The 25,801-nt window shown below is 40.7% G+C and carries 26 protein-coding genes; 21 read left to right on the top strand and 5 right to left on the bottom strand.

Going from position 1 to position 25,801, the window contains the following annotated elements; all coding sequences use genetic code 11:
- Positions 1-28: 28 nt before the first annotated feature.
- Positions 29-460: a hypothetical protein gene (locus V7K89_RS09740; RefSeq protein ID WP_335186599.1), complete on the bottom strand. Its 432-nt coding sequence runs from the start codon at positions 458-460 to the stop codon at positions 29-31.
- A gap of 342 nt (positions 461-802) precedes the next feature.
- Between V7K89_RS09740 and V7K89_RS09735 the strand changes: the two genes are divergently transcribed.
- The 12 genes from V7K89_RS09735 to V7K89_RS35810 all read left to right on the top strand — a co-directional run bounded on the left by V7K89_RS09735 (position 803) and on the right by V7K89_RS35810 (position 10,533).
- Positions 803-1,141, top strand: coding sequence for a hypothetical protein (locus V7K89_RS09735; protein ID WP_335186597.1), 339 nt, complete (start codon positions 803-805; stop codon positions 1,139-1,141).
- A 179-nt stretch (positions 1,142-1,320) separates the two neighbouring features.
- A complete protein-coding gene (locus V7K89_RS09730; protein WP_335186595.1) occupies positions 1,321-3,462 on the top strand; it encodes a pentapeptide repeat-containing protein in 2,142 nt (713 codons plus the stop codon).
- Between the two features lie 122 nt (positions 3,463-3,584).
- Positions 3,585-4,076, top strand: coding sequence for a hypothetical protein (locus V7K89_RS09725; protein WP_335186679.1), 492 nt, complete (start codon positions 3,585-3,587; stop codon positions 4,074-4,076).
- Positions 4,077-4,200: 124 nt separating this feature from the next.
- Positions 4,201-4,407 (top strand): hypothetical protein, encoded by a 207-nt coding sequence (locus V7K89_RS09720; RefSeq protein WP_335186678.1) that lies wholly within the window; start codon positions 4,201-4,203, stop codon positions 4,405-4,407.
- Positions 4,408-4,615: 208 nt separating this feature from the next.
- Positions 4,616-5,872 carry a GNAT family N-acetyltransferase gene (locus V7K89_RS09715; RefSeq protein ID WP_334911972.1) on the top strand — a complete coding sequence of 419 codons (1,257 nt, stop codon included), beginning with the start codon at positions 4,616-4,618 and terminating at the stop codon, positions 5,870-5,872.
- Positions 5,853-6,350 (top strand): Holliday junction resolvase RuvX, encoded by a 498-nt coding sequence (gene ruvX, locus V7K89_RS09710; RefSeq protein ID WP_335186593.1) that lies wholly within the window; start codon positions 5,853-5,855, stop codon positions 6,348-6,350. Before V7K89_RS09715 ends, ruvX begins: the two co-directional genes overlap by 20 nt.
- Before the next feature lie 141 nt (positions 6,351-6,491).
- On the top strand, positions 6,492-7,064 hold the full coding sequence (locus V7K89_RS09705) for a DUF3727 domain-containing protein (protein WP_334815065.1): 573 nt from the start codon (positions 6,492-6,494) through the stop codon (positions 7,062-7,064).
- A 231-nt stretch (positions 7,065-7,295) separates the two neighbouring features.
- Positions 7,296-7,922, top strand: coding sequence for a hypothetical protein (locus tag V7K89_RS09700; protein ID WP_335186591.1), 627 nt, complete (start codon positions 7,296-7,298; stop codon positions 7,920-7,922).
- A 50-nt stretch (positions 7,923-7,972) separates the two neighbouring features.
- Positions 7,973-8,512 carry a YqeG family HAD IIIA-type phosphatase gene (locus V7K89_RS09695; RefSeq protein ID WP_335186589.1) on the top strand — a complete coding sequence of 180 codons (540 nt, stop codon included), beginning with the start codon at positions 7,973-7,975 and terminating at the stop codon, positions 8,510-8,512.
- Between the two features lie 257 nt (positions 8,513-8,769).
- Positions 8,770-9,879 (top strand): glutamate 5-kinase, encoded by a 1,110-nt coding sequence (gene proB, locus V7K89_RS09690; RefSeq protein ID WP_335186587.1) that lies wholly within the window; start codon positions 8,770-8,772, stop codon positions 9,877-9,879.
- 74 nt (positions 9,880-9,953) lie between these two features.
- A complete protein-coding gene (locus V7K89_RS09685; protein WP_335186586.1) occupies positions 9,954-10,190 on the top strand; it encodes an AbrB/MazE/SpoVT family DNA-binding domain-containing protein in 237 nt (78 codons plus the stop codon).
- A 31-nt stretch (positions 10,191-10,221) separates the two neighbouring features.
- Positions 10,222-10,533 (top strand): type II toxin-antitoxin system PemK/MazF family toxin, encoded by a 312-nt coding sequence (locus V7K89_RS35810; protein WP_442941627.1) that lies wholly within the window; start codon positions 10,222-10,224, stop codon positions 10,531-10,533.
- On the opposite strand, the gene V7K89_RS09675 is transcribed toward V7K89_RS35810, so the two are convergent.
- Positions 10,499-11,488 (bottom strand): ROK family protein, encoded by a 990-nt coding sequence (locus V7K89_RS09675; protein WP_335186582.1) that lies wholly within the window; start codon positions 11,486-11,488, stop codon positions 10,499-10,501. The genes V7K89_RS35810 and V7K89_RS09675 overlap by 35 nt on opposite strands.
- Before the next feature lie 99 nt (positions 11,489-11,587).
- Between V7K89_RS09675 and V7K89_RS09670 the strand changes: the two genes are divergently transcribed.
- Positions 11,588-11,809, top strand: coding sequence for a hypothetical protein (locus V7K89_RS09670; RefSeq protein WP_335186580.1), 222 nt, complete (start codon positions 11,588-11,590; stop codon positions 11,807-11,809).
- Between the two features lie 18 nt (positions 11,810-11,827).
- Here the strand turns inward: V7K89_RS09670 and V7K89_RS09665 are convergent, their stop codons facing one another.
- Positions 11,828-12,580, bottom strand: a complete 753-nt coding sequence (locus V7K89_RS09665) for a Mut7-C RNAse domain-containing protein (RefSeq protein WP_335186578.1) — start codon at positions 12,578-12,580, stop codon at positions 11,828-11,830.
- A 1,112-nt stretch (positions 12,581-13,692) separates the two neighbouring features.
- On the opposite strand from V7K89_RS09665, the gene V7K89_RS09660 reads away from it, so the two are divergent.
- On the top strand, positions 13,693-14,670 hold the full coding sequence (locus V7K89_RS09660; RefSeq protein ID WP_335186576.1) for a sucrase ferredoxin: 978 nt from the start codon (positions 13,693-13,695) through the stop codon (positions 14,668-14,670).
- 29 nt (positions 14,671-14,699) lie between these two features.
- Here the strand turns inward: V7K89_RS09660 and V7K89_RS09655 are convergent, their stop codons facing one another.
- Positions 14,700-16,295 (bottom strand): helix-turn-helix domain-containing protein, encoded by a 1,596-nt coding sequence (locus tag V7K89_RS09655; protein ID WP_335186676.1) that lies wholly within the window; start codon positions 16,293-16,295, stop codon positions 14,700-14,702.
- Positions 16,296-17,365: 1,070 nt separating this feature from the next.
- Here V7K89_RS09655 and fdxB point away from each other — a divergent pair.
- The 7 genes from fdxB (at position 17,366) to V7K89_RS09620 (ending at position 24,221) form a co-directional block, all read left to right on the top strand.
- Positions 17,366-17,659, top strand: coding sequence for a ferredoxin III, nif-specific (gene fdxB / locus V7K89_RS09650; RefSeq protein ID WP_335186574.1), 294 nt, complete (start codon positions 17,366-17,368; stop codon positions 17,657-17,659).
- Between the two features lie 529 nt (positions 17,660-18,188).
- Entirely contained in the window at positions 18,189-19,178 is a 990-nt protein-coding gene (locus V7K89_RS09645; protein ID WP_335186572.1) for a cytochrome c oxidase subunit II, read from the top strand.
- A 119-nt stretch (positions 19,179-19,297) separates the two neighbouring features.
- Entirely contained in the window at positions 19,298-20,986 is a 1,689-nt protein-coding gene (gene ctaD / locus V7K89_RS09640; RefSeq protein WP_335186674.1) for a cytochrome c oxidase subunit I, read from the top strand.
- Positions 20,987-21,497: 511 nt separating this feature from the next.
- Positions 21,498-22,097 (top strand): cytochrome c oxidase subunit 3, encoded by a 600-nt coding sequence (locus V7K89_RS09635; protein ID WP_335186672.1) that lies wholly within the window; start codon positions 21,498-21,500, stop codon positions 22,095-22,097.
- A 216-nt stretch (positions 22,098-22,313) separates the two neighbouring features.
- A complete protein-coding gene (locus V7K89_RS09630) occupies positions 22,314-22,799 on the top strand; it encodes a hypothetical protein (RefSeq protein ID WP_335186570.1) in 486 nt (161 codons plus the stop codon).
- 202 nt (positions 22,800-23,001) lie between these two features.
- On the top strand, positions 23,002-23,613 hold the full coding sequence (locus V7K89_RS09625; RefSeq protein WP_335186569.1) for a cupin: 612 nt from the start codon (positions 23,002-23,004) through the stop codon (positions 23,611-23,613).
- A gap of 95 nt (positions 23,614-23,708) precedes the next feature.
- The gene (locus V7K89_RS09620; RefSeq protein WP_335186568.1) at positions 23,709-24,221 is read left to right on the top strand and encodes an ArsC/Spx/MgsR family protein; all 513 of its coding nucleotides are present in this window, start codon (positions 23,709-23,711) and stop codon (positions 24,219-24,221) included.
- A 273-nt stretch (positions 24,222-24,494) separates the two neighbouring features.
- Here the strand turns inward: V7K89_RS09620 and V7K89_RS09615 are convergent, their stop codons facing one another.
- Positions 24,495-25,583, bottom strand: coding sequence for a fatty acid desaturase (locus V7K89_RS09615; RefSeq protein WP_335186566.1), 1,089 nt, complete (start codon positions 25,581-25,583; stop codon positions 24,495-24,497).
- Positions 25,584-25,801 lie beyond the last annotated feature (218 nt).

Below are 25,801 nucleotides of genomic sequence, written 5' to 3'. Positions count from 1 at the left end.
TTTGTCCTTTGCTAATGACTAATGACAACTATTTATTTTTTTGCGAGATTGAGAGGGTGTAAGTATACTGTTGCGGGGATAGTTCGCCCACATACAGCAAGTATTTTCCTGCCTGCCAATAACCAGAAAGTTCTGACTTACCTCCAGAATAACTATCTGCTAGTACACAAAAGCGCCCCCCAGGCCCGTTGATCAACAGTGTTGGCTTCCCTTTACTTTCTACTACTAATCGCAAATAAGGTAGTGACTCTGTAACTTGGATAACTTGATTAGGTTCACTGGTAATATTGCCACAATTACTTTTGACAGTTCCCCCAGACTTTCCGTTCAAAATTAATGGATCTGGTTGGGAATTTCGATTAATTTGGATTGTTGGTGTCTGTGCCAAATTAGCCTCAGTGAAAACCAAACTCATCGCCAAAGCTGTAGGAATAATTGCAAGTAGCCTAAGCGTCTTCATTTTAATTAATGCTCCAGATTTTTTTAGAGCAATATTGTTATACAGTCTGATCTATATAGACGACAGCAATCCGTTTTAGTTTCCAAAGCTGCCGTATAAAGCAATACCAGTCCATTAATAATTATTTGTGAAGATTTAATAGGTGTATATCTGTAGAGATGTTGCATTGCAACATCTCTACAATTATTGATGTCTGGAAAGCAACAAAAAAAATATAATTTTTCCCTGTCCAGAAAGGTCTTGCACTCACAGACATTAGCTAAAATCACTAAGACAACCACCAAAAATAGAATTTGGTTGGTCTATTGTTGAATAAGTATGCTACTGAGGTAAGAAAGATTGATGAATCCTCAACCAGAAGAAGACTTACAGCGTCGCCTCAATCAGCTAGAGGCAGAGATTAATTCCCCGCCTAGGGTGGTTTCACAAGAACAAAAACAAACGCCCCAGTCTGTTTTTGCCAGCTTCAACTTGCAACTGGAGCGATTTCAGATTTGGTTCAACGGCTTATCTAGTGCGAAAAAGCTGGTAGTTTCGGGTGTGACGGTACTAGTAGGCTTGGCGATGCTGCAAGCAGTGTTTAAACTAGTTGCATCTGTAATCAGTCTGGCACTTTTGGCAGCGTTAGTGTATGTTGGATACAAATTTTTTGTGTCTGGTAGCTTTCAACGCAAGCAATAAGTTGATATGCATTTACTTTGCATGCCTGAAGTTATGAGAGTCAGGAGCCAAAATACAAACGGTTCCTGACTTATAACTCCTAAATTCTATTTCAATATGCTTTTCTTTTTGCTGATTAGCTTAGTCTATTTTAATTGTGCCGATCGCGGCGTAGAAATAATATCAAAGGAAACTATACGATGACGTCACCAATTGTCAGAAGAACTAGTAATCAATCTGGTCAGTCAAAAAAATCGGAAAGAGCCAATTCGCTACTGCTAGCAAGTAGACGTTTTGCTGCTTGGGCGGCTGAAATCACACTAGTGGTTACTAGTGGGTTAATTCCCTTCGGCATTGGTGTCTATGCCAATTCTAGAAGCAATCTGAACCGAGTGCCGCTTAATCCCGTATTGGTAGTCACAGAAAGAGCGATCGCCAGACCCTTAGCTCTACCTGTAAGCTATGGCATCCGTAACGTTGCATGGCCGACTAATATTTTGTGGACAATCGCTTTGTTAGCGCCCGTAACTCTCTCGTGGTGGCAATTGTATTTATTAGCTAAGACTGGTAGCACAATTCCGAAACGTTGGTTAAAAGTGCAGGTTGTCAACGAGCAAGGGAAGCCACCGGGATTGGGGGCAGTTGTGATCAGAGAAGGCGTTGGGCGTTGGATTGTACCTATTTCCATCGCCTATCTGCTGTGGCGCTACAGCTTTGCTTTTCCGAATTTAGGATTATTCACATTTTTGTCATTATTAATGATTGTGGGTGAAGGAATAGGCTTACCGTCGCGTCGGGGGCGTCGCGCACTCCACGATCAACTTGCAGGTACTTATACAATCGATGCAGTTTTAGCTAGCAACAGACAAACTCAGTCTGCTGGCGATCGCGATCAAGCAGAAGAATGGCAACAGGGTGAAGAATTAGCGGCAGATAAAACCAGCCAGTCGCCTAATTTGTGGCGGCGGATACAGCAAAATCCCAATCTGACTTTGTTTGGGGTAGGGCTGACGAGTATGACTGCTGTGTTGGCAACTTTAATTGGCACTCAAGTTTATATCCAAATTCAACAATCCCAGCGAGCAACCAAGCAAATCAACAGCCAACAATTCCTCGAACTCGTCAAACAATTGACTCCCAATTCTGGGGCGACTAATGAGCAACGTCAAAGTGCAATTCTGGCTATGGGTGGTCTTAACGACCCACAATCCATTAAATTTCTTGCGGATTTATTAGTTAGCGAAACGAACCCCAGCCTCTTGGATACAATTCAACAAGCTTTGACAACTGTCGGGCCCCAAGCCATCCCGGAACTCAAAAATAAAAATCAGTTTTTGGTCAGCGAACTGGAATCTGTGGGTAGCACTGCAACCAAAGAGCGCGAATTACGGCAAGGGCGGCTACAAAGAAACCAGCGGACAATCAACAAGATTCTCTCTGTTTACAGCGGCAAAAAAATCGAGGGTGTTGACCTTAGTAGTAGCCAATTAGGTCAAAGCGGTACTTCAGGAAGTTCCTACTTCAACTTGGTACTGGACAATCTTGATTTATCAGGAGTTAAGTTTAAATCTGCAAATCTTAACCAAGCCAGCTTTAAGGGTACCCGCTTCCGAAGTGTAGGTGAAGATGGACGCTGGGATACTTACGACGATGTAATGGCTGATTTAAGCCAAGCTCAGTTGCAGCAAGCCAATCTTACTGATGCTAACCTCAGTCGCGTCTTGATGAACCGGATCGATTTGAGTCGCGCCACTCTTAACAGAGCCAACTTATCCAACGCGCGTCTATATGATGCTAAACTCAACAGCACCCAATTAGTAGGAGCCGATCTGCGAAACGCAGTTTTGGAAAAAGCCAGCTTGACTGGGGCAGATTTAGGCGATGCCAAATTGAACGAAGCCAATCTATATGCAGCGCGTTTAGGTCGCACCACTGCGATCGGAACGCAATTATCTTTTGCCAACTTAACTAACACTGATTGGCAAGGGGCAGATTTATCAGGAGCTTATTTGGATCGTGCTAATCTCAGCAATGCTAACCTGAGTGCTACTCGTTTAACTGGTGCTGTTTTACGTTCTGCCCAAATGGAAAACGTTAACTTGCAAAATGCCGACCTAAGCCTTGCAGATTTACGAGGGGCAAATGTCGCTGGAGCAGATTTTAAAGGAGCAATTCTCGCTCCTAGTAAACAAGATCCAGCAGATCAATTTGTCCAAACCCCAGATTTAGGTTCAGTATCTGCCGTAGTCCAAGGCGTTGATTTTTCTCAAGCCAAAAATTTAGATGCCAAGCAATTAGCGTACATTTGTACTCAAGGAGGTATTCATCCCCGTTGCCCGTAGAATAGAGTGAGCAAGAGAGCAGAGGGCTAAAGGGGCGAGAATAGACAAGGCAAATAACCAATGCCCCATGCCCAATGCCCAATGTCCAAGGACAAAATTCAAAATGGTGTGAGAAGTTAGTTATGAAATATATTCCATCTTTGGTTTCAGTTTTGGGGGCTGGTTTGATCTTGAGTCTGGCGAGTACGAAACCAGCACAAGCTCAAGTAGCTTATGGTAGTTATGTTGGTATCGGCCCCACTGTTGGTTTTACCGATGGTATCCAATTTGGAGGAGTCATAGCAGGGCGCTACAAGCTTTTGGAAGCACCAATTTCACTGCGTGCCCAAGTGTTAATTGGTAGTAATACAGCTGTTGTACCAACGGTTTCTTACGATTTACCCCTCAACTGGCAAGCTGATGCCTACCTGGGCGCGGGATTAGTTTTGGCTGGTGGTGGTGATTCTTCTCCTGTGGGCGACAAAATTAGTTTTGCCTTACAACCGGGTATTGATTATATGATCCCAAATAGCAATACTGTTCTTTTTGGCAATGCCATTATTGCTTTTGATGCCTACCGAGATAGTAGTGGTACAGCTATCTCAGTACAAGGTGGTGTTGGTTTGAGATTTTAAGGGGCACGCTATCCCTAAGAAGCGTTAAACTTCATTGCAAATAAAGAAGTTAGTCCAAACAATGTGATAATTTTTGGTCATGAAGAGAGACAGCACAGGATTAACACAGGAGAACACAGTGGCAATGAAATCAAATTTATTAACGGATGCCGGCGCAGATGAAATGAATCAAGATTTCAGTGAATATGTCGCCAACCTGCAACTTCACATGACTCTACAAGCTCGCAATCTTGTTCCAACACTGAAGCAAACACTGGTAGATAGTCGCCACCAATTACTCCATCAAACCCAAGCTCACTTTGAAAAGCTTGTTTCTCGGCAAGGGTTATAAAATATATACAAATTTTAATCAAAATTCAAATAAAATAAGGGCAGATGTTGTTGGGTCAATGCCAATGGTGTTATCACAAGGTCTGCTTTTTCTGCTTTTTAAGTATTAAGTTACTAAAATCACCCTTTTGGCACAATAGTAGAGAGCAGAAACTAGTTAAGATTATTGCAGCAGTTCCTTCCTTTGAAGAGCAGTTAGTTAAGGCTAAATGGCGGCTCGAATAAAAATGACTTCATTACTTCCCAGAAACCTCAGCGTTGTTATCCGACCAGTCCAATACCGGGATCTGGATGGAATTGAGCGCATAACTCAAGAGTCATTCGCAGCCCTCACTCCTAAGGGAGCAGGTTTTGCCATCAGCCAGATGCAAAGGCTGCGTCGTTGGTATGGATTACTCAAATTTTTAAGTTGGTTTCCTAACCCGCTACAGTATCGCCTCTGTGCTTATGTCGCGGAGCAAGGGCGGATACTTTTGGGGATGGTTCAAGTGTCGCCTTTTAACCGCACACGCAGTACTTGGCGGATCGATCAAGTGCTACTAGAACGTGGTGTCGATAAACAAGGAATTGGTTCGCAACTTTTGCGTCATTGTTTTGAGTCGATTTTGGAAGCTCGCACTTGGCTACTGGAAGTTAATATCAATGACATAGAGGCGCTGGCACTATATCGGCAAAATGGATTCCAGCGTCTAGCAGAAATGACATACTGGGAAATTGGGCCAGAATTACTGGCTGAATTGGCGCAAGCAGAGCCAGACTTGCCCAACCTCTTGCCTGTGAGTAATGCTGATGCCCAGTTGCTATATCAATTAGATACGGCATCGATGCCACCTCTAGTACGTCAGGTTTTTGACCGCAATACCCGCGACTTTAAAACCAGCTTATTCGGCGCTTTAACTGATGCAGTAAAGCAATGGCTAACCAAAACAGAAGTAGTTAGTGGTTACGTATTTGAACCGCAACGCAAAGCTGCGATCGGCTATTTTCAGGTGCAACTTGATCGCAAAGGTGAAGTTCCCCATGCTGCAACGCTGACAGTTCATCCTGCTTACACCTGGCTTTATCCAGAATTACTATCTCAACTAGCTCGCATTGCCCAAGATTTTCCCCAGCAAGGGTTACAACTAGCATCCTCAGACTATCAGGCAGAGCGAGAAGAATATTTAGAGCGAATTGGGGCAAAACGCATAGAACATACATTAGTGATGTCTCGCTCTGTGTGGCACAAGCTACGAGAGTCAAAATTCGTCTCCTTAGAAGGAATGCAGTGGACTGATATGCTGCAAGGTTTACAACCTACTCGTAAACCTATACCAGGTGGGATGTCATGGATACAACCAGGAAAGTTACCATCCTCAGACAAACCTCTGCCAAGCAAGCCAGAACCGATTAACTTTTCGGTAAAAAATCCTAGCATAGAAACATCGCCGATTGCTGAATCAGCAGATGGACAGCAGGAGAAGTAATGTGATATCCCAAGAGCAACCAAAACCATTTATTTCCGCGTTGGGACTAGATTTTGGCCGCAAGCGGATTGGTGTGGCTGGGTGCGATCGCACGGGTTTAATTGCCACGGGAATCACCACAATTGAGCGCACATCTTTTGAGCACGATGTTGAGCAAATCCGACAAATCGTTAATGAACGTGAGGTGCAAGTTTTAGTTATGGGCTTACCTTATTCAATGGATGGCTCACTAGGATTTCAGGCTCGTCAAGTTCAGAAATTTACTACAAGACTTGCTAAAGCACTAAACTTGCCTGTGGAATATATGGATGAGCGATTAACTTCATTTCAAGCAGAGCAACTGCTGATAGCTGAAAACCGCTCCCCATCACGTAATAAAGGTTTAATTGACCGCAAGGCAGCGGCTTTGATTTTGCAACAATGGCTGGATGTTAAACGTGCCAACTCCCGCAGCTCAATCGCGGCTATTGAATATTGATACCTTTTAACATGATATTCTGAAAACGATTAGCCAGCAGTTGTATCTACGTATAAAGCTATTTGTTTGACATGATATGTCATTAAATAGTTAAGCGATTGACAAACTTGCTGGTATTTATTAAATTTCTACATTTCGGCTATGTTTTCCTCTCCATTTCCTGAAGAAAATGATAACGCTCATGCGGGTTCCATCACTTTAACCGATGACAAAGGGCGATCGCTCGACTGTTATGTAGAGCATTCCCTAGAGGTAGATGGACAAGAATACGTTTTGCTTCTTCCTGTAGACTCACCTGTAGAAATTTTTTCTTGGGAAGGTGACGGTGAGGAAGAAGAAGCAGTTTTGGTAGAAGATGACACCATCATTGAGCAAATTTTTGCTAATGCCCAAGCTGTACTATCTGAGCAAAACTTGATACTCAAGAACACAGCCTATGCTCTGACAGTCGCAGGTGATTTACCGCCAGTAGAAGAATCAGAACTTTTCACCTTAGAAATTGAAGATGAAGAGGCAGATTTAGAGCCTGAGCAATTACAGCTACTCGCTAGCTTCTATGATGAAGATCAGGAGTATGCAATTTATACACCCCTAGATCCCCTGTTATTTTTTGCACGGATAACAAAAACAGGTGAACCTGAATTGCTTTCTCCAGAAGAGTTCCGCAAAGTGCAGCCTCTGTTAGAAGAACATCTTTTTAATGAAGTTGAATAAGATTAAAAATTCAAAATGTAATATTTCCATTTTGAATTTTTTAATTGGTAGTTTTTCATTGAAATCACAATTTACTTAAATCTTTTACTATATCCCATTAAATGTTGGAAGCAATGAAACATTAACATTATATTGGGGCAACTAGTATTGTTTAAAATCCTGGAAAAAACATTTTGGTAGGAATTTTTAATTCCACGAGCTAAAATACCAAATTAGTATAAGGTGCTGAAAATGGCTTATAGCAATTTTACATTAAGTAAATTTAAAAAGTCATTCAGCATCCGCATTGATGAAGAAACTGATTTATGTGCTGACATAGAACCTTTACAGGCAAGTGAGAAACTCAAAAATTCTTTAGAAGAAACTACAGAACTGGCTTTAGCGATTAATACTGAAAAAGCTCGTTCAGAAATGATTATCACTCCGACATTGTTGGAGGTAAGACGCAGGGCTAATTATCTAATTAGCTTATTTTCGGGAACAGATTTTAATGTAGATGCAGAAAAAGGTCTGAATGGATACTGTGACTTTATTATTAGTCGTTCTAAAGAACAGCTAACGATTAATGTACCAGTGGTAGTTATTATTGAAGCCAAAAATGAAAATATTAAAGGTGAATTAGGTCAATGTGCAGCCGCAATATTGGCAGCACATCTGTTTAATCAACAAGAAGGAAATGAAATTAGAAAAATTTACGGTGCGGTAACAACAAGGGAAATTTGGAAGTTTTTGAAGTTAGAGGAAAACGATATATTTATTGATTTGAATAATTATTACATTAAAGAGATAGATAAGATTTTAGGGATTTTATCTCAAAATGTTCAGGGAGACATTCTAGGATGGAGTTCGACTAACTAAACTATATTGGGTTATGCTCATTTTTCTTAGCTATCTACTGACTGTTGATTATGGTCTGGAACAATCTTTTACAGCCTGATTTGATTTTAGAGGGTTCAGTGTTGAACCTAACACCAGATATTATCCAAAAATACGGGCTTAAAGGGCTGGTATTGGATGTAGATGAAACTTTAGTACCCTTTACAGTGGGGATAGCTTCCCCAGAACTACGAGAGTGGGTAGAGCAAATCCGCACCTGTACTGCACTGTGCTTGGTGAGTAACAATCTCAGTGAAGCGCGAATTGGTGGAATTGCGCGATCGCTCAACTTACCTTACTACTTAGGTGCAGCCAAGCCTTCCCGACGCAAAATTAGAGCAGCACTTAGGGGAATGGATCTACCAGTGCATCAAGTAGGAATGGTAGGCGATCGCTTGTTCACCGATGTTTTAGCAGGTAATCGCCTGGGAATGTTTACCATTTTAGTCGAACCGATTGTTCATGCCGACGCAGCTCTCCGCTCTCATCCCGTCCGCAACTTTGAAGTTTGGATATCTGAAATTTTGGGAGCCTCTATTACTCCCAAGAAAAAGAAGATTCACAAAAGTTGAGAAATCGTCAGGAAAGTAAATCTAAAGAAATAATTAAGGAATCTTACTGGAACCAAAAAATCGGGGATCATAAGTATTAATAACATGGGGTCAGCCAAAAAAGACCCTAACTCATAATAAGTAAATATACTTACGTAAAGCGTCAACCTTCACTATAGATGGATTGGCGCTTTACAAATTGAGTTAGGAGTTAGAAGTTATGAGTTATGAATTTAATTCAACTCCTAACTCCTCACTCCTAACTCCTCACTTTTTAGATGCCACTAACTATTGTTGTCAAAATCGGCACTTCTAGCCTAACTCAACCAGAAACGGGACAATTAGCACTTTCTACCATCGCTACTTTGGCGGAAACACTCTGCCATTTAAGACGCCAAGGACATCGAGTGATTTTGGTGTCTTCTGGCGCTGTAGGCGTTGGTTGTGCGCGGTTGGGTTTAACTGAACGTCCCAAAGCGATCGCACTCAAACAGGCTGTAGCAGCAGTTGGACAAGGTAGGTTAATTCGGATATACGATGATTTATTTACTACTTTGCAACAGGTGATCGCCCAAGTATTACTGACTCGCAGTGACTTGGTACAGCGCAGCCGCTATCTCAATGCCTACAACACTTTTCAGGAATTATTGGGGCTGGGAGTGATCCCCATAGTAAATGAAAATGATACCGTAGTGATAGACGAACTAAAATTTGGTGATAATGACACTCTTTCAGCATTGGTTGCCAGCCTAGTAGAAGCAGATTGGCTATTTTTGCTCACCGATGTCGATAGGCTATACTCAGCCGATCCGCGTTCCGTGCCAGATGCACGGCCGATCGCTTTAGTGAGTAGCATTAAAGAATTAACTCAATTACAAATACAAACAGGTTCTCAAGGTTCTCGATGGGGTACTGGTGGGATGGTGACAAAAATTTCGGCTGCGAGGATTGCGATCGCAGCTGGAGTGCGTACCGTAATTACCCAAGGGCGATTTCCCCGGAATATTGAAAAAATTATTCAAGGCGAACTGATTGGTACACATTTTGAACCGCAACCGGAACCAACTTCGGCGCGTAAACGTTGGATAGCTTACGGACTTGTACCTGCGGGGAAATTATATTTAGATGAAGGCGCGATCGCAGCAATTTCTCTAGCAGGAAGATCCTTATTAGCGGCTGGAATTAAGGCGGTAGAAGGAGAGTTTAACACACAAAATGCAGTGCAATTATGTGACACTAACGGTAATGAAATTGCCAGAGGACTTGTAAATTACAACAGCAATGAACTGCAAAAGATTTCTGGGCGTCATTCACGAGAAATTTCCACAATTTTAGGTTATGCCGGTGCAGAAACCGTGATTCATCGAGATAATTTGGTTTTGACTTAAAATGGAAATAAGAAAATATTATTTTTACCATAAAACTCATAATTCAAGAAAACAACAATCAAATCTCCCCAAAGATGACTAATCAAAAACTGACCTTAGAAATTCCAGAAGCTCTGTTTGAGCAATTGGATCATCTTGCTGAATTAACTGGTCAATCTATAGAATCGTTAGCATTGCAAAGCATTACGAGCAGCATACCTTACTTAACTGAAAAAGTACATGACCTCGATGAACTACTGTCACGAGTAACACCTGATAATTTACATGGCGAAATTGACAGTGGAAAGCCTGTAGGTCATGAAATATTCTGATTCTGAATTATACATACCGAAGTAGGGTGATATTATTTGGATAAACTTCACACCTCAAATTGGACGTGAGCAAGCAGGTAGACGTCCTGCTCTTGTCATCTCACCATTTCAATATAATCGTCGAGTCCGACTAGCCTTAGTATGTCCAATTACTACGAAAGTCAAGGGATATCCATTTGAAGTAACTGTTTCAGAAGGTTTAGCAGTATCAGGAGTAGTGCTGGCAGACCAGGTGAAGTCTTTCGACTGGCAAGAAAGAAAAGTCGAGTTTGCTTGCAAAGCACCAGATGAAATCACTGTCGAGGTAATTACTCTACTGAGAACTTTAATGCCTCTACCATAATAGAAGCGATCGCCACACCGCCCCATAAAGGCGCATCATCCCCTAGAACCGCCGACACAATTTCAAAATCAACTTCCGGTAAAGCCGTCTCCCGCGCCACTTGACGCACCACCTGCCAAAAATCCTCCCCCGCTTTTGTCACCCCGCCTCCCAACACAAAGCGCTGCGGATTCATCAAATTCGCCACATTGCCAATACCCACACCCAGCGCCCAAGCAGCCTTGTGCAAAACTTGCTTTGCCAAATCATCCCCAGCAGCAGCCGCCTCACTTACCAACTGTCCCGTCAGCAACGTTAAATTATCCCCTACCAAACCCCTCAAAATCTCTTTATCTTTAAGTCCTTTGCGCCTCTGCGGTTCCTTTTCCAAAATTTCCCTAACATTTTGCGCCATATAAGGTCCCGAAGCCAAACGTTCCACACATCCTCGCTTCCCACACAAACAAACTGGCCCAGCAGGATCGACAACGATATGTCCAATTTCACCAGCCATCCCACCAGCACCCCGCCAAGGCTGACCGTTGAGTATCCAACCACCACCCACGCCAGTGCTGACAGTTATATAAAACAGGCTATCGTATCCTTGTCCCGCACCAAAACGCTGTTCACCCAAAGCCGCAACATTGGCATCATTATCTACACCAACAGAAACGCCAAACTCATCCTCCAACAAGGCTTTGAGCGGAATATTTTCCCATCCAGGTACATGATGAGAAAGTCGCACCGTCCCTGTGGAAGCATCTACAGGACCGCCAAAGCTGACACCGATCGCAGCAGGTTTTGTGCCTTGCAACAGAGAGTAAATTAGCGATCGCATAATTTCCAAGTCAGTTTTAGCATCTGCATCTACTGGCGAGAGACGACGTTCATAATGCAACCACTTTCTGGAACCGATATTTACTGTTGCTGCTGCCAGCTTAGTTCCGCCAAAATCGAGAGCTAAAATTAATGTCATAGTTTTTTATACCTATAAGTGGTTTCTTTCTCAAGAAAAGATGTTTGCAAGCAAAATAAATTCAACACTAAAGAAAATGCCATACTAATTTAGTAAATTATGACTCCCAATCAACCCAAGCCACTCATTGATTTCTCTCATGCCAAAGAACCTCCTATTTCCCTTGATGTTGATAAAGCTCAAGAGGCAGATACCATTGAACCAGAAGAAGTTAGTGGACAAAGTAAGCAAAATCCCACTCCTGATGATTTTAATCGCCAAGATGAAGATCCAAGAATCGGTGGTAGTCAAATAATTAGTGGCAATATTTCAGCTGGTTAAATAATTGGCATGACTCAGCTACTCATCTTTTTGTGAGTTAAGTACTCCATCAATAAACTGTTGTAATCGTTCATAATGTGATCCTTTCCAATAAATGCGATCACAATTTTGGCAACGCTGGAATTCATCAATCTGCGATCGCACATTTTCTGGTAGTTGTTCAATAATAGATTGTTTATCTATAGGTTCTAATAATCCATTGCAGCGCAAACACCTTTGAAACGGCGAGACTAATTTAAATAAGTCGAAACGTTGCAGTACTTCTACAATTTGTTGTTCAGGGTTAGTGTTTCTAACATAATACCCATACGTTACCAAACTACGCATCAATAGACCTTTATCACGAGTCAAGAGAATCCGCCCTTGAGTATAGGATATTTGGGCTAATTCTTCATCTTCGTAGTCATTGCGGTATAAAGTATCAAAACCTAAAAGTCGTAAAGATGTCATCAGCTTCCCCAAATGAATATCTAAAACAAAACGGATAATACTGAGCGGTTTTGACAGAACAGAAACGCTTGGTATAATGACCTTCCTAGCTGAAATTGGATAAACATTGATAGTGTCTCCATCGGAAACTATGTAAGAAAAATTTACATATTCACCATTAACATTTATAAAATCCACCTCTGGATGAGGGACACCCAACGACTCAATCATGTCCTTAATTGAGGCTTTTTCCTCAAAAAAATGAGAGATTCTCACCTGTTTGTGATGCCGTGGTAAAAAATGATTCAATTCTGCATGAAAGTAAAAATATGCGATCGCCATAGCTACAGATATTTAGATTAGTAAGTGTGCCTTTACTAGTAAGAATTCATCACAATTGCAAAACTTTCTCTATTAAATCGAAGCTATCAATGCTTGTTATAGTAAGATATCTCTACAATTAAATGCCTTTTTACCTTGATTTAAGCAATGTCCTAAAGGCAACAAACTGTAAAGAATTCATAAAGATTCTTAAATACTTGCATTTCTTATTGACTTCAGTTACAGTCAAAGCAGATGCTTATCATCGAACCCTAACACTATCTTTGAGAAGTTAAATTAGGTAAAACGCTAAATACCAAATTTGTTAATGTTAATGTCAATGACACTGCTAATAATTAGTCACTACTTTTAATTATTAACTTATCGCAGATGAAGAGTACAGGGAAGTAAAGCATTTACCCCTAATTTGACTTTTTTATTTTTCTCAAGCTATTGATAAAAATTTGCAATATGGATAGATTGATAGATATATTGAAAGCAGAGAGCGTGGAAGAAGTCTTAAAACAGTATCGGCTTACTAAAGTGCTCACTGCTTATTAAATACTTCCGCATCTACCTTTAGGAATATATTTATCACAAGAACAGCACAGAATTGTATCTTTATGTGTAAAAACAGGATATGTAACTAGCTATGTAGATAATTTGAGCAAAACTTTAAACAACTAGGTTGCTGCGAGGAATATTTTTGATTGTAGTATCAGCTACATCGATATTGTAAGCAAGTTAATCGTCGGTAACTCTCCAAGTCCCTTTGCGTCTATGTACCGGGTTTAATATATTTGATTTTGCCAAAGAAACCAAGTTTACAAAAACTGAGTTTCTGCAAATTAAAATTTATTAAATACCAAATAACAATAACAATAAAACTAAATACAAAATTAACACCATTCATAGGGAAAAATATCTCTTGACATTATTTATCTTTATTGTGGAGAATTTATTAAACGGAAAGACCTCAATCAATAATGATGTTATAAAGTGGCTACTTAGTTTGAACTGAAGAATGAATATTGTTCTTTTTTATCTTCTTTAGTCAAGAATATTGTAGCTAAGAACACAACTGTATTTGAGAATACCTTTTGTCCATAAAATATGCTAATGAGTACAGCGAGATGAATACTTTTTTTTGTTCTGACGATTCACTGCAAATAGGAGAAGATATTATTGGTAGTGCTACTAATTATCAAACTTATATTTTAGTTGAGTGTCCTTTACCTTGGACATCAGAAGCTTTTAACTCCAAATGGGTGCCTCAGAATTTGAGGATTTTGATAGAAGAAGTGAAGCGTGCTAAACTACCGATTAGATTCCTCTTAATTGCTAATGATGTATCACACAAGGTAAATCACACTACGCTTTTGATTTATCAAAAACAAGAGGGGCTAAGTAATGGATACCAGAAACAAGAGTTTAAGCTAGCAAATATTGAGCAAGTAGCAGGAGTTGTCCAAAAATGGATATGGGGCATCAATTCTAATTTTGAGGTAGAAACTAATGCAACTAGAGATATTTTAGTTTGTACCCACGGTAGCCATGACAAGTGTTGTGCAAGATATGGCACTCCTTTTTACTTCCATATTACAGCAAGTAATGTTGATTTGTGCTTAGATAATGTGAGAATTTGGAAATCATCACATTTTGGTGGACATCGGTTTGCACCAACAGTCATAGACTTGCCAGAAGGAAGATATTACGGTCGTCTCGATCGAGATTCATTTAGATCGATTTTGACTCGTACTGGCGATATTCAATGCTTACATAAAGTCTATCGAGGCTGGGGAATTCTGCCTGCTGCACTTCAGGTTTTGGAAAGAGAGTTAATCCTCGATAAAGGATGGGATTGGTTCAACTACAAAGTTGCAGGCAAAATATTAGAGCAAAGTTTAGACAATAATACTATCTTAGCTGAACTAAGTTTTGAACAACCTTCTGGTTCTCTCTACACTTACCAGGCTAAACTTGTGAAAGATGAAACCAAGACTCAACAACTGAAGAGTTCATGCAATGCTACAAGAGAGTTGGTAGTTACTAAATATGCTGTCGGTAGTCTCTGGATTACCTCTGATAAAGTAATAAGTTATAGTACATAGAAGTAAGCAGATAATTGTTAAATTACAAATTAAGATGAAGCCATATTTAAGACTTTTCGTAATAGTACTTGGTCTTCTAATTTGGCTTTTAAACGACCATTTTCGATATCGCGAATCCAGCTTTGGCTTTTACCTGTGAGTTTTGCTAATTCTCTTTGGGAAAGATTCAAATTTTTTCGCGCTTGCAAAATCTGTTCGCCTAGTAAATCGTTTGTCGCTTTGGGCTTTCTTTTGGCTTTGGCAGTTCTTGTTTTCTTTTTTTCCGATTCTGAGATTTGCTGTTCCCATTCTGGCGGCAGTTCAAAAGCCAAAATCCGCGCATTCATTAGCAAATTCCATTTACCACGGGGGCCTGTGTCTGTGAGGCGGGTTTCAGCACCACCGTCATTAGTCCAAAATTCTAATGCTTCATCTGGATCTTCGGGAAGATCAATTAATTTCGCCCACAAAGGTTGAATTTCTGGTGGGTAAGTAACTGGATCGAAAAGCGGTTTCATTCCATAGTGATTGAGAATTTCTAAATCGCTTTCAAAGGTTCGTAACAGACGTTTGCGTTCTTCCCGTTGTCTGGATGCAAGGGCGACTTTTTCCTCACCGTAAGCAATACGCAGCAAGGTAGGAATGGTAATGCGTTGTTCTTTGCCCATTTTGGTTTTAAACAGCAACCACAGCATTAATCGAACTGCACCTTCATGTTGCTGCCAAATGCTCATAACTGTGGTTAGCAGTGTTTTGGGAAGACTGCCGTATTGATAGAATGCGGTTCGTTCTTTACATGCTTGTTTGTTTAAGAAATATTGTGCCCAGATACCTGCTTTTACTTTAAAAGTTAGCCCAATTAGATATTTGCATCCGAGATTGTCTTCTTGAAAGTGGTGTTGAATATCTACCAAGTGCCATAAGCGGCTGCCGACAACAGAAAATCCGTTAATTCGACCTTGTTGGGGCCAGTCAATGGAGATAATCAGAGAGCAAGCTTGCTGAACGATATTTTTCATTAAAGCTAGCTTGGCAGCTTTGCTCAAATCTTTACGTTTCTCCATCCCCAAATATTTCTCAATTTGTCGCTCATCGATCGCAAATTCTTGCTCCCAAGGTTGCTCTAAAGCTGTAGCATAAGCTGCAAAAATTAGATGTATGCAAGCGGCTCTGATGTCAAGTCCCTCAATTGCTGCTATATCTATGGCCTTGTCGTTCACTTTCAAGGGATCTTGGATATGAAAAGCGATCGCACCTCGCCCTTGATTGACTTGTCGGCTATAACTGATGTAGCCTTCTTCATCAGTTTCCCAATGTAGGGATGTGCGCTGCGCTAGTACATTACAAGCTTCCCAAATTGCGATCGCTGAGGCAAATGGATTATTCTTGCCATTAGAAAACAAGTCTAAGCTGGTAGCATCTCTTGGTTCAACTTTGCATCTTCCCTTTTTCGCCTGCCAAGGAATGGGAGAATTAGTTGGACAAGCTATTACACATTGCGGTTCTGAATAATAGCCCTCACAATTATTACAAAGACCAGGATCAACCCAGTATTCATTGTCCTCTATTCTGATTGCACCCGTAGGACATTGGGGGCGGCAGTTGTCACATCCAACGCAACTGTTGTTAGGAATTGTATAAGGCATTTGGCTCTTTTCCCACTCTAATCGTTGAGATGTCTGGCTCAGGTCTCCCCTGGATGAGTCCTGTTTATTCATGACTCGCTACCACATTATTTTTCTAGTGAGAATAGTCTTTTCTCACCACATTCAATCACCACATCTACTTGTTAACTTTGCATCCACTTAGAAGCTATTTAAAGCTTTCAAATTGAGCTTAAGAAAACTTCTTATTAACTATACATTTCATGAATAAAATGATTAATTTGTTCGGACTGAGCTTGAAAAAACTTTTAACATTTATTTAATTAAGTAATTAATGAACATTTTAGCTTTCACTATAAAACCTTATACAAAGCATTTAGAGAAAATTTATCAGTCTCTTCTAGTTAGACCTCATTTGATTTGTTAGTAATTTTAATATTTAAGACCTAATAATATTCTGCCATAAAGTTTACAGTTCCTTCATAAATTAATTCTGTTTCTTCATAGAAAACAATAATATTCATTTTGTCACCATTTATCTAAATATTTAAATCAAACTAAATTTAAAGTTGTTGCTTTTTAAAATACATATTGCATATATCAAAATGTAACTGGCGAACCTTTACTTTGGTATATATGTATACTGTTTATATAGATTTGTTTGCCTAAGTCGAAAAATATTTGAAAAAGAATGTCATTACTCTTATAGATATAATTGTATTTGCTGGAAATAATAGTTAAATCGGCAGTTATAAATCACATATACATCAGGTTTTACTCATCTGTATAGGTTTTAAATCTTCAACTTTTTATTTATACTCTGTATGGATAGCCGATTATGGGCTGCTGTTTCCAGTCAGATATTGAGTCAGAAACTCGGTAAATGCATTTACATGTAGAACAGGGAACGAAGAATACTAAATATTCATAAGAATTATTTGCAATAATTTTTATCTATAAGTTTAAATAAAAAATAATTCTCTATTGTGTTCAAAGTCATCGAAAGCTGATGTGATAAAAGTAATTTTTGAGTATAAAACAATAAAAGATTAGGATAAGATCATGGTTAATGCACAAACAGATTGACAGGCAAAATTGCTGAGGATTTATTCATGGCACAACTAACAGGTTTGACATTTGGCGGTAAAGCTTGGACACCAAAATTCGCTCAAGAAATCGACAAAGAAAAATGTATCGGTTGTGGCAGATGTATTAAAGTCTGCGGGTACAATGTGCTTGGTTTGAAAGCACTGAATGAAGAAGGTGAATTTGTAGAAGATGAAGATGATGAAGAAATTGAACGGAAAGTAATGGCAGTTACTTCTCCAGAAAACTGTATTGGTTGTGAAGCTTGTTCGCGGATTTGTCCGAAGAACTGCTACACCCACGTTGAATTAAATAATTAAGGTTTTTGGAGTTAGTTAAAATAGTTGTTCGTTGTAGTAGGCACTGTTTGAATCAAGCGCAAATGCGCTAGGCAGGGTAACTAGAGGGGAATCTTAAATATTTACTGGAACCAATAAAAAGTTCACAGAAAACAAAACCGTGAATCGCAAAATGTTAGCTATTAACAAATTTAAACTTGCTGCTAATATAGCCTAATCAATATTAGGTCTAACAGTGCCCTTTTGAAACAACTAGCTTTGATTGAAGCAGGGGGCTAACTTTGTGGTATGAGTTGAAATATAATTTGTCATTTTTTGGGGGAAAGATATGGAAAAAATCTGGAAGTTTCCCCCATTTTTAATGGCTGCACGTTAGAAAGTTAATAAGTGAAAAGGAAATGGGAAATAGGGAATGGGGAAAGAACAAGGGAATAGGGTATAGGTTACAGGGAATAGATGAATTCCTATTACCTGTAATCTGTAACCTTTCCCCCTAAAACCTAAAACCAGAAAATCACACCTTTAAATACTGTTTACACAGGTAGCATGTATGCAACAAGTTCCTGTTTCACTATGGACTCTGGTTGCTGGGATAGTAGTTACAGCAATCAGCATTTGGATTGGTCAAAACCACACTCTCATGCCCGTACAGGCATCGTTACAAGCGCCTTTGGTAGACAGTTTTTTCAACGTCATGTTTACCATTGCGATCGCACTCTTCTTGGTGGTAGAAGGAACAATTGTAATGTTTTTGATTCAGTTTCGTCGCCGTCGGGGTGACGATAGCGATGGCGTGTGGGTGGAAGGCAACGTTCCTTTAGAAATCTTTTGGACAGCAATTCCCACAGTGATCGTCCTCGGTTTGGGCATCTACAGTGTAGATGTTTTTAATCGAATGGGCGGCTTTGAGCCTGCGGGTCATCCTCATTCAGCAGCTCATGTTGCTCAGATGCCGGGAAGTGCTATTGCAGCTACATTAAGCGATACTTCCCAAGCAACAACTGCCCCAGCAATAGCCCCAACTATTGGTATCGGCGCGTCTCCTCAAACGCTAAACAAACCAGCCGATTTAGTTGTTGATGTCAAAGGGATGCAGTACGCTTGGTTATTTAACTACCCTGATAGTGGCATTAGCTCTGGGGAATTGCACATACCCGTTGGTGCTGATGTGCAACTTAACCTTTCAGCACAAGATGTAATTCACTCATTCTGGGTACCAAACTTCCGCTTGAAACAAGATGCACTTCCTGGTCTCCCTACTGAACTACGATTTGTCGCCACCAAACCAGGTACATATCCTGTAGTTTGTGCTGAGTTGTGCGGTGGTTATCACGGTTCAATGCGGACACAAGTAGTTGTCCACACACCAGAAGAATATGATAGCTGGCGCAAAGAAAACCAAATTGCTCAACAGCAAAACTTAAATCAAGTTGTTGCAATTAATCCAGCCGACTTATCAACATCAGAGTTTCTCGCGCCCCACACCCATGATATGGGAATTAGTGCAGCAACTTTAGAGTCAGTAGTCAAAAGTCATTAGTCATTGGTCATTGGTCATTAGTCATTGGTCATTAGTTATTAGTAACTGACAAATGACAACGGACAAAAGACAACGGACAAACAACAAATGACAAAGGACAAATGACAAAGGATAAAAATATGACGCAGGTAGAATTTCCCCGGAATACCCCACCAGAAGAAAATAAACCGAAAATGGTGGCTGGCCATACCTCCCATCCGAAGGCGTGGAAATGGCAAGATTATTTTACATTTAATGTTGACCACAAGGTTATTGGTATCCAATACCTCGTGACAGCGTTTGTGTTCTATCTCATCGGCGGACTGATGGCTGTTGCTCTGCGTGTCGAATTAGCAACACCAGATGCAGACGTACTCGACCCCAATCTGTATAACGCTTTCATGACCAATCACGGGACGATCATGATCTTCCTGTGGATTGTCCCTAGCGCCATTGGGGGATTTGGTAACTATTTGGTGCCGTTGATGGTCGGTGCTAGGGATATGGCTTTCCCGAAGCTGAACGCGATCGCCTTTTGGTTAAATCCCCCAGCAGGTGCGCTGATATTAGGTAGTTTCATTTTTGGCGGTTCGCAATCTGGTTGGACAGCTTACCCACCTTTGAGCTTGGTGACAGCACCAATTGCTCAAAGTATGTGGATACTTGCGATCGTCTTAGTAGGAACTTCTTCAATTTTGGGTTCGTTGAACTTTGTGATCACCATTTTGATGATGAAGGTTCCTAGCATGAAATGGGTGCAAGTGCCTTTATTTTGTTGGGCAATCTTGGCTACTTCCCTGCTAGCGCTTCTCTCCACACCTGTATTAGCAGCCGGTTTAGTTCTGCTGTTGTTTGACCTCAACTTTGGCACTTCCTTCTTTAAACCAGATGCAGGCGGTAACGTTGTAATTTATCAACACTTGTTCTGGTTTTATTCTCACCCGGCAGTATATTTAATGATTCTGCCCATCTTCGGCATCATGTCGGAGGTAATTCCAGTTCACTCCCGCAAGCCAATCTTTGGTTATAAAGCGATCGCTTATTCTAGTGTAGCCATCTGCGTCGTCGGTTTGTTCGTCTGGGTACACCACATGTTCACCAGTGGCACACCCGGTTGGATGCGGATGTTCTTTACTATCTCCACTCTTATAGTTGCAGTTCCCACTGGCGTAAAGATTTTTGCCTGGGTTGCTACCCTTTGGGGTGGTAAAATCCGCTTCACAGGTGCAATGCTTTTCGCCATTGGCTTGTTGTCCATGTTTGTCATGGGCGGCTTAAGCGGTGTGACGATGGGAACAGCTCCCTTTGATGTTCACGTCCACGACACATATTATGTTGTAGGACATTTCCATTACGTTCTGTTTGGCGGTTCCGTGTTTGGCATCTACGCCGGCATTTATCACTGGTTCCCCAAAATGACCGGACGAATGCTGAATGAAAGCTTGGCACGTATTCACTTTGCCTTGACTTTCATCGGTACTAATCTCACCTTTTTACCGATGCACGAGTTGGGTTTGCAAGGAATGCCGCGACGAGTGGCAATGTATGACCCCCAATTTATCGACCTCAATCAAATTTGTACCTTTGGTTCATTTGTTTTGGCGATATCGGTAATTCCTTTCACCATCAACATGATCTACAGTTGGCTAAAAGGGCCTTTGGCTGGTGATAATCCTTGGCAAGCTTTGACTTTAGAATGGACAACTAGCTCGCCACCTGCAATTGAAAACTGGGAAGTATTGCCGGTTGTGACTCATGGGCCTTATGACTATGGTCATGAGAACAAACTTGAAATAGAGCCATCTGCAACACCGGAAGCTAGTGCTTAGGTAGTAGAGTGAGTAATGCGATCGCTCTTAAGTTGACTGCAATTTCTAGTAATTTGATTTGAGAATTTGAAACTTCAGCTTCAGAACTCGAAAGGCCGAGTTCGGAACTTGGAACTTCAGCCTCTGAACTCGAAAGGCCAAGTTCGGAACTCGGAACTTCAGCCTCTGAACTCGAAAGACCGAGTTCGGAACTCAGAACTTCAGCCTCTGAACTCGAAAGACCGAGTTCGGAACTCGGAACTTCAGCCTCTGAACTCGAAAGACCGAGTTCAGAACTCGGAACTTCAGCCTCTGAACTCGAAAGACCGAGTTCAGAACTCGGAACTTCAGCCTTAAAACTCGAAAAGCCGAGTTTAGAACTTGGAACTTGGAATTTTGAGAATTCTTGAACAAGTGAAGAGTTGAATTAAACAAGGATTTTGGATGAAGAATGAAAATTTTGCCGCTTCAGACTTCATTCTTCATTCAAGCTTCCACAACAGACGCAGCAGATAATATTGTCAAAAAATCTATGACTATAGCTACAAACACAAGCGAAGATCACAGTGCAGGACACGAAGAACATCCAGATTTAAGAGTTTGGGGACTGTTGACGTTCCTCGCTTCTGAATCCCTAATGTTTGGGGGATTTTTTGCCACCTTTTTGTTTTTTCGGAGCAGTACAGCCGTTTGGCCTCCAGAAGGAAGTGAAGTAGAATTACTCGTGCCGACAATTAACACGATTATTCTAGTGTCTAGTAGTTTCGTGATTCACTTCGGTGATACAGCGATTAAAAAGAATAATGTCAAGGGAATGCAACTGTGGTACGCAATTACCGCAATCATGGGGGCAATTTTCTTAGGTGGTCAAGTTTATGAGTACTCGACTTTAGGATACGGTCTGACTACCAACGTCTTCGCTAACTGCTTTTATATCATGACAGGGTTCCACGGTTTGCACGTTTTTGTGGGACTGTTATTGATATTACGTGTAGTGTGGCGATCGCGTCTTTCCGGTGAATATTCTGCAACCAATCATACTTTCATCGAAATGACAGAAATTTACTGGCACTTCGTAGACATTATTTGGATTGTTTTATTCACCTTAGTGTACATTCTTACTTTGTTTTAAATTGGGCATGGGGGAGGCAGTGCGGTCTTCGGGTTTCCCCAATTGGAGCAACTGCCGTCATGGGACATGGGGGAGGCAGTGCGGTCTTCTCCCAAAGAGAGAGGCTAGCGCCAAGGGGTTTCCCCAAGTGGAGCAACTGCCGTCATTGGGCATTAATTATTCTGCCTCACTCCCTCATCTTCCCCAGTCCCTAGTCCCCAATCCCTAGTTACCAATATGCAAGCTGATACAAATAAATTCTCATGGTTCCAGGTTCCAGAAGACATCAAAAATTTATTAATTTTAGCTGCACAAACCTGGGAGAATACATCAGAATCAGAAAAATATATTCAACAGGCTTTAGCTAAAACTGGTGAAAATACAGATGTATTAGTAGCAGCATATAGATACTTCTATTACAAAAATAATTATTCTCTTGCACTACAAACAACTATCAAATTATTAGATAAAATTAAAGAACGAGAGAAATTTCCTGATGACTGGGAGCAACTTAAGCCTATATTAGTCAATCGCAAAGAAGACCCACAAATTCGATTGTACTTAAATGCTTATGCTGCTTCTGGATTAGTACTAGCAAATTTAGGAGAAATTGAGCAAGCAAAAGAAATCAGTACCAAAGTCAAAGAAATAGACGAAAAAAATGATTTCGGAGCCGGAATTCTTCTAGATATTTTGACACGTCCAGCAGAAGAAGATGATTAATTAGTCAAGAATCAAGGTGAACAATCATGAACAATTGGTTATCTACTACATCGTATTCCTCTTACTCCCTTTTGGGAGCAGGTACTAATAGCAACTCTATCCTTCCTCCTATTAATGTACCTACTAGACTTGACGTAGGCAGTCTTCCTAATGTCTCTCCAATCGTTGTCCTCCAATCTTATCGGCTATCAATTTAAAAGTTATGAAAGGTAAGGATTGGCTGCTAACGGGGGACGGTCAGCATCAAGCCTGTAAATCTGTAAGAGCATGGGATTTATTGAGAGAAAATTACCGCCTTTATCGGTTTTTAACTGAGGTGGAAGATGTTCTCAATAGCGTTGACGACCAAGCCAGTCGTCTACCAGAACTTCAGATGCTCGTAAGGCGCTTGATAGTAAATTCTTACTGGGTACAAAGTCAGTATTTAGAGCCTTCGCCTAAAACGGGAACCTCTGTTTCACTCCTATACGATGAATTGGGTTTTCCGTTGACAGTGCAAACAGTAACATTTGCGCCGGGAACCCGATCGAACATTCATAATCATGGGACATGGGGAATAGTGGCGGTGTTAAAAGGTCAAGAAAAAAATACTTTTTGGCAACGCACTAATAGCCCAGAATTTCAGGACAAAATTGAATCAACGGGAGAGCTAACTCTATTACCAGGAGATATTATTAGCTTTACTCCCGATGCAATTCACTGTGTAGAAGCAGTGGGTGATGAACCAACTGTGACTTTTAATGTCTACGGCGAAACTGATCCGAAAGAGAGATTTGAGTTTGACTTAGTTACCGATAAGGCTAGGAATTTTTAATTAGGAATCGTCAGCATTAATTTCATCGGTTCGTAATTGGGGCTTTAATGCTAAAGCCCCAACTACAAACAATTGAGTAATTAGGAGGTAGTTAAATGGCAAGAGTGATTTTCTATAGCAAACCAGGCTGTAAAGGTGGTACTAAGCAAAAAGTTTTGCTAACAGCTGCTGGTCATGAGGTGATACCATACAACCTGCTAACAGAACCTTGGACAGTTGAGCGGTTGCTTTCATTTTTTGGCGATCGCCCCGTAGCCGAATGGTTTAATCCTTCTTCGCCAAAGATAAAATCTGGTGAGGTGGTTCCTGAAAAAGTAGATGAACAAACAGCTTTGTTGTTAATGCTCAAAGAGCCGTTGTTAATTCGCCGTCCTTTGTTAGAAGTAGGCGATCGCCGCGAGGTAGGATTCGATGTACAAAAAATTGATGCTTGGATTGGCTTACAGCCTGTGGATGAGTCTTTGCAGCAAATCAGCGAAAGCCTGATGAAGGAAGATTTGCAAGGCTGCTCCCACGGTAAAGATCATGGTCATCATCACCATAGTCAGCAGGGTGGCTGTAACCATCATAGCGACCAACATCAAAAGCAAGGCAGCTGTAGTCATTAGATTTCTTGCATGAATCAATGAGCTTTCATCCTAAATCCCTCTCCCAAAATTGGGAGAAGGGGTTGGAAGATGTAGCTCGCTTCCCGCAGGGTGAGCAAATTTTGCATTTTTGCAAGAGGTCTATTAGATTTCTTGCAAAAGTCCATAACATCCTAGCCCTGTCAAAGTTACTTTTATTACCTTAACAGGGCTAGTACAGCACGGCGTAAATAAGCCACCTATTTAAAATGTCTAAAACTCTCACACAATCGTAATTACTAATTACGCAAAGTGTTAGTAGTCTGAGCCTTTAGCTAACTTATTGTTGGATGTGTAGTAAACCTTACTACCAGTATCAGGTACAAAATGGCAGTTGACACATGAATGCCACAATGACTTCCAAATAGGTTCTTCTGATTTGTGAAAATACTCACCCATGACTGGTTTTATTGCCTCAGTTGCTTTCAGCAAATTGTAGTGAGGGATATTAAGGAATATATGGTGAGCAACATGAGTACCGATATCGTGATGGATATGATTAACCAAACCATAATCACGGTCAATACTAGAAATTGCGCCTTTGAGGAAAGTCCAATCTTCTCCCCGATACCAGGGAAGCTCTGGCTCAGTGTGGTGCAAAAATGTCACCAAATCTAGCCAAATTACGAACACAAGGTAGGGCACAGCGTAATATTTTAGCAACCATATCCAACCCCATTGATAGGTGAGGAAACCCAGCAAACCTACCATACCAATCAAAAGTACAGTACTAGTGATAACATCCCATTTTTCCGATGGTTTAAAAAGCGAACTGCTGGGCAAAAAGTGGGAGCCTTCCTTATTAGGAGAACGCTTAAACAGATACACAGGATAAGCCAAGAGAAAAATATAATATCGGACTATCTTTTGGGCTAAAGGCATCTCCTTGTATTCTGATTCCGTCACAGGATACCAGCTTTCATCGTTATCGAGATTACCAGTATTTTTATGATGAGTTCTGTGGCTGATGCGCCAACCATGATAAGGAACAAGTATTGGTGTGTGAGAAAGATGTCCAATCAAATCATTGAGCCATTTCTGTTTAGAAAAAGATTGGTGTCCGCAGTCATGTCCTATTACAAACAAAGCCCAAAACATCGTTCCTTGCATTAGCCAGAAAATCGGAAAGAAAAGCCAAGAATCCAGGTAATAAGCAACTGCATAAAGCAGACTGATAATCAGGATGTCACGAAAAAAGTAAAAAAGTGATTTTGTCACATTGGGCTGAAAGCATTCAGCAGGGATTGCAGCTTTTAAATCTTGAAGAGTGAAAGGTAATTTAGTCGTATCCTCAGATGTTTTGCAGCTAGTAGGATTATTGAACGTGACGATATTTGATTGCACTGGATTCTTTTGTTGGATATAAATCGGAACTTGATTTGAGACAAAATTATCTCACCTCTAGAATGCCCACGAAACTAGCGATCGCTAACATAACAGAGGATAATTTCTGGTAATTTACTTAACAATTTTAGTCATTAAAAAATTGCCAAATTCTATTTAAACACAGCATAATAAACGCTCTTGTTGGTTCAAGAGCGTGAGTCTGGTCACAACGCTAT

The sequence above is a fragment of the Nostoc sp. genome (genome assembly GCF_036917515.1).
In the GTDB taxonomy this organism is placed as follows: domain Bacteria; phylum Cyanobacteriota; class Cyanobacteriia; order Cyanobacteriales; family Nostocaceae; genus Nostoc.
Note: the sequence above shows the minus strand (reverse complement) of the source record. Positions and strands in the feature narration are given on the sequence as shown.

Excerpts from the sequence above, each read along its gene's own strand:
- V7K89_RS09700 (WP_335186591.1), top strand. The coding sequence starts at position 7,296 with ATGGCTTATAGCAATTTTACATTAAGTAAATTTAAAAAGTCATTCAGC.
- V7K89_RS09630 (WP_335186570.1), top strand. The coding sequence starts at position 22,314 with ATGCAAGCTGATACAAATAAATTCTCATGGTTCCAGGTTCCAGAAGAC.
- V7K89_RS09695 (WP_335186589.1), top strand. The coding sequence starts at position 7,973 with ATGGTCTGGAACAATCTTTTACAGCCTGATTTGATTTTAGAGGGTTCA.
- V7K89_RS09720 (WP_335186678.1), top strand. The coding sequence starts at position 4,201 with ATGAAATCAAATTTATTAACGGATGCCGGCGCAGATGAAATGAATCAA.
- V7K89_RS09725 (WP_335186679.1), top strand. The coding sequence starts at position 3,585 with ATGAAATATATTCCATCTTTGGTTTCAGTTTTGGGGGCTGGTTTGATC.
- ruvX (WP_335186593.1), top strand. The coding sequence starts at position 5,853 with ATGGACAGCAGGAGAAGTAATGTGATATCCCAAGAGCAACCAAAACCA.
- V7K89_RS09705 (WP_334815065.1), top strand. The coding sequence starts at position 6,492 with ATGTTTTCCTCTCCATTTCCTGAAGAAAATGATAACGCTCATGCGGGT.
- V7K89_RS09735 (WP_335186597.1), top strand. The coding sequence starts at position 803 with ATGAATCCTCAACCAGAAGAAGACTTACAGCGTCGCCTCAATCAGCTA.
- V7K89_RS09645 (WP_335186572.1), top strand. The coding sequence starts at position 18,189 with ATGCAACAAGTTCCTGTTTCACTATGGACTCTGGTTGCTGGGATAGTA.
- V7K89_RS09620 (WP_335186568.1), top strand. The coding sequence starts at position 23,709 with ATGGCAAGAGTGATTTTCTATAGCAAACCAGGCTGTAAAGGTGGTACT.
- V7K89_RS09625 (WP_335186569.1), top strand. The coding sequence starts at position 23,002 with ATGAAAGGTAAGGATTGGCTGCTAACGGGGGACGGTCAGCATCAAGCC.
- V7K89_RS09730 (WP_335186595.1), top strand. The coding sequence starts at position 1,321 with ATGACGTCACCAATTGTCAGAAGAACTAGTAATCAATCTGGTCAGTCA.
- V7K89_RS09655 (WP_335186676.1), bottom strand. The coding sequence starts at position 16,295 with ATGCCTTATACAATTCCTAACAACAGTTGCGTTGGATGTGACAACTGC.
- V7K89_RS09670 (WP_335186580.1), top strand. The coding sequence starts at position 11,588 with ATGACTCCCAATCAACCCAAGCCACTCATTGATTTCTCTCATGCCAAA.
- fdxB (WP_335186574.1), top strand. The coding sequence starts at position 17,366 with ATGGCACAACTAACAGGTTTGACATTTGGCGGTAAAGCTTGGACACCA.
- V7K89_RS09665 (WP_335186578.1), bottom strand. The coding sequence starts at position 12,580 with ATGGCGATCGCATATTTTTACTTTCATGCAGAATTGAATCATTTTTTA.
- V7K89_RS09675 (WP_335186582.1), bottom strand. The coding sequence starts at position 11,488 with ATGACATTAATTTTAGCTCTCGATTTTGGCGGAACTAAGCTGGCAGCA.
- V7K89_RS09660 (WP_335186576.1), top strand. The coding sequence starts at position 13,693 with ATGAATACTTTTTTTTGTTCTGACGATTCACTGCAAATAGGAGAAGAT.
- V7K89_RS09740 (WP_335186599.1), bottom strand. The coding sequence starts at position 460 with ATGAAGACGCTTAGGCTACTTGCAATTATTCCTACAGCTTTGGCGATG.
- ctaD (WP_335186674.1), top strand. The coding sequence starts at position 19,298 with ATGACGCAGGTAGAATTTCCCCGGAATACCCCACCAGAAGAAAATAAA.
- V7K89_RS09715 (WP_334911972.1), top strand. The coding sequence starts at position 4,616 with ATGGCGGCTCGAATAAAAATGACTTCATTACTTCCCAGAAACCTCAGC.
- V7K89_RS09635 (WP_335186672.1), top strand. The coding sequence starts at position 21,498 with ATGACTATAGCTACAAACACAAGCGAAGATCACAGTGCAGGACACGAA.
- proB (WP_335186587.1), top strand. The coding sequence starts at position 8,770 with ATGCCACTAACTATTGTTGTCAAAATCGGCACTTCTAGCCTAACTCAA.
- V7K89_RS09685 (WP_335186586.1), top strand. The coding sequence starts at position 9,954 with ATGACTAATCAAAAACTGACCTTAGAAATTCCAGAAGCTCTGTTTGAG.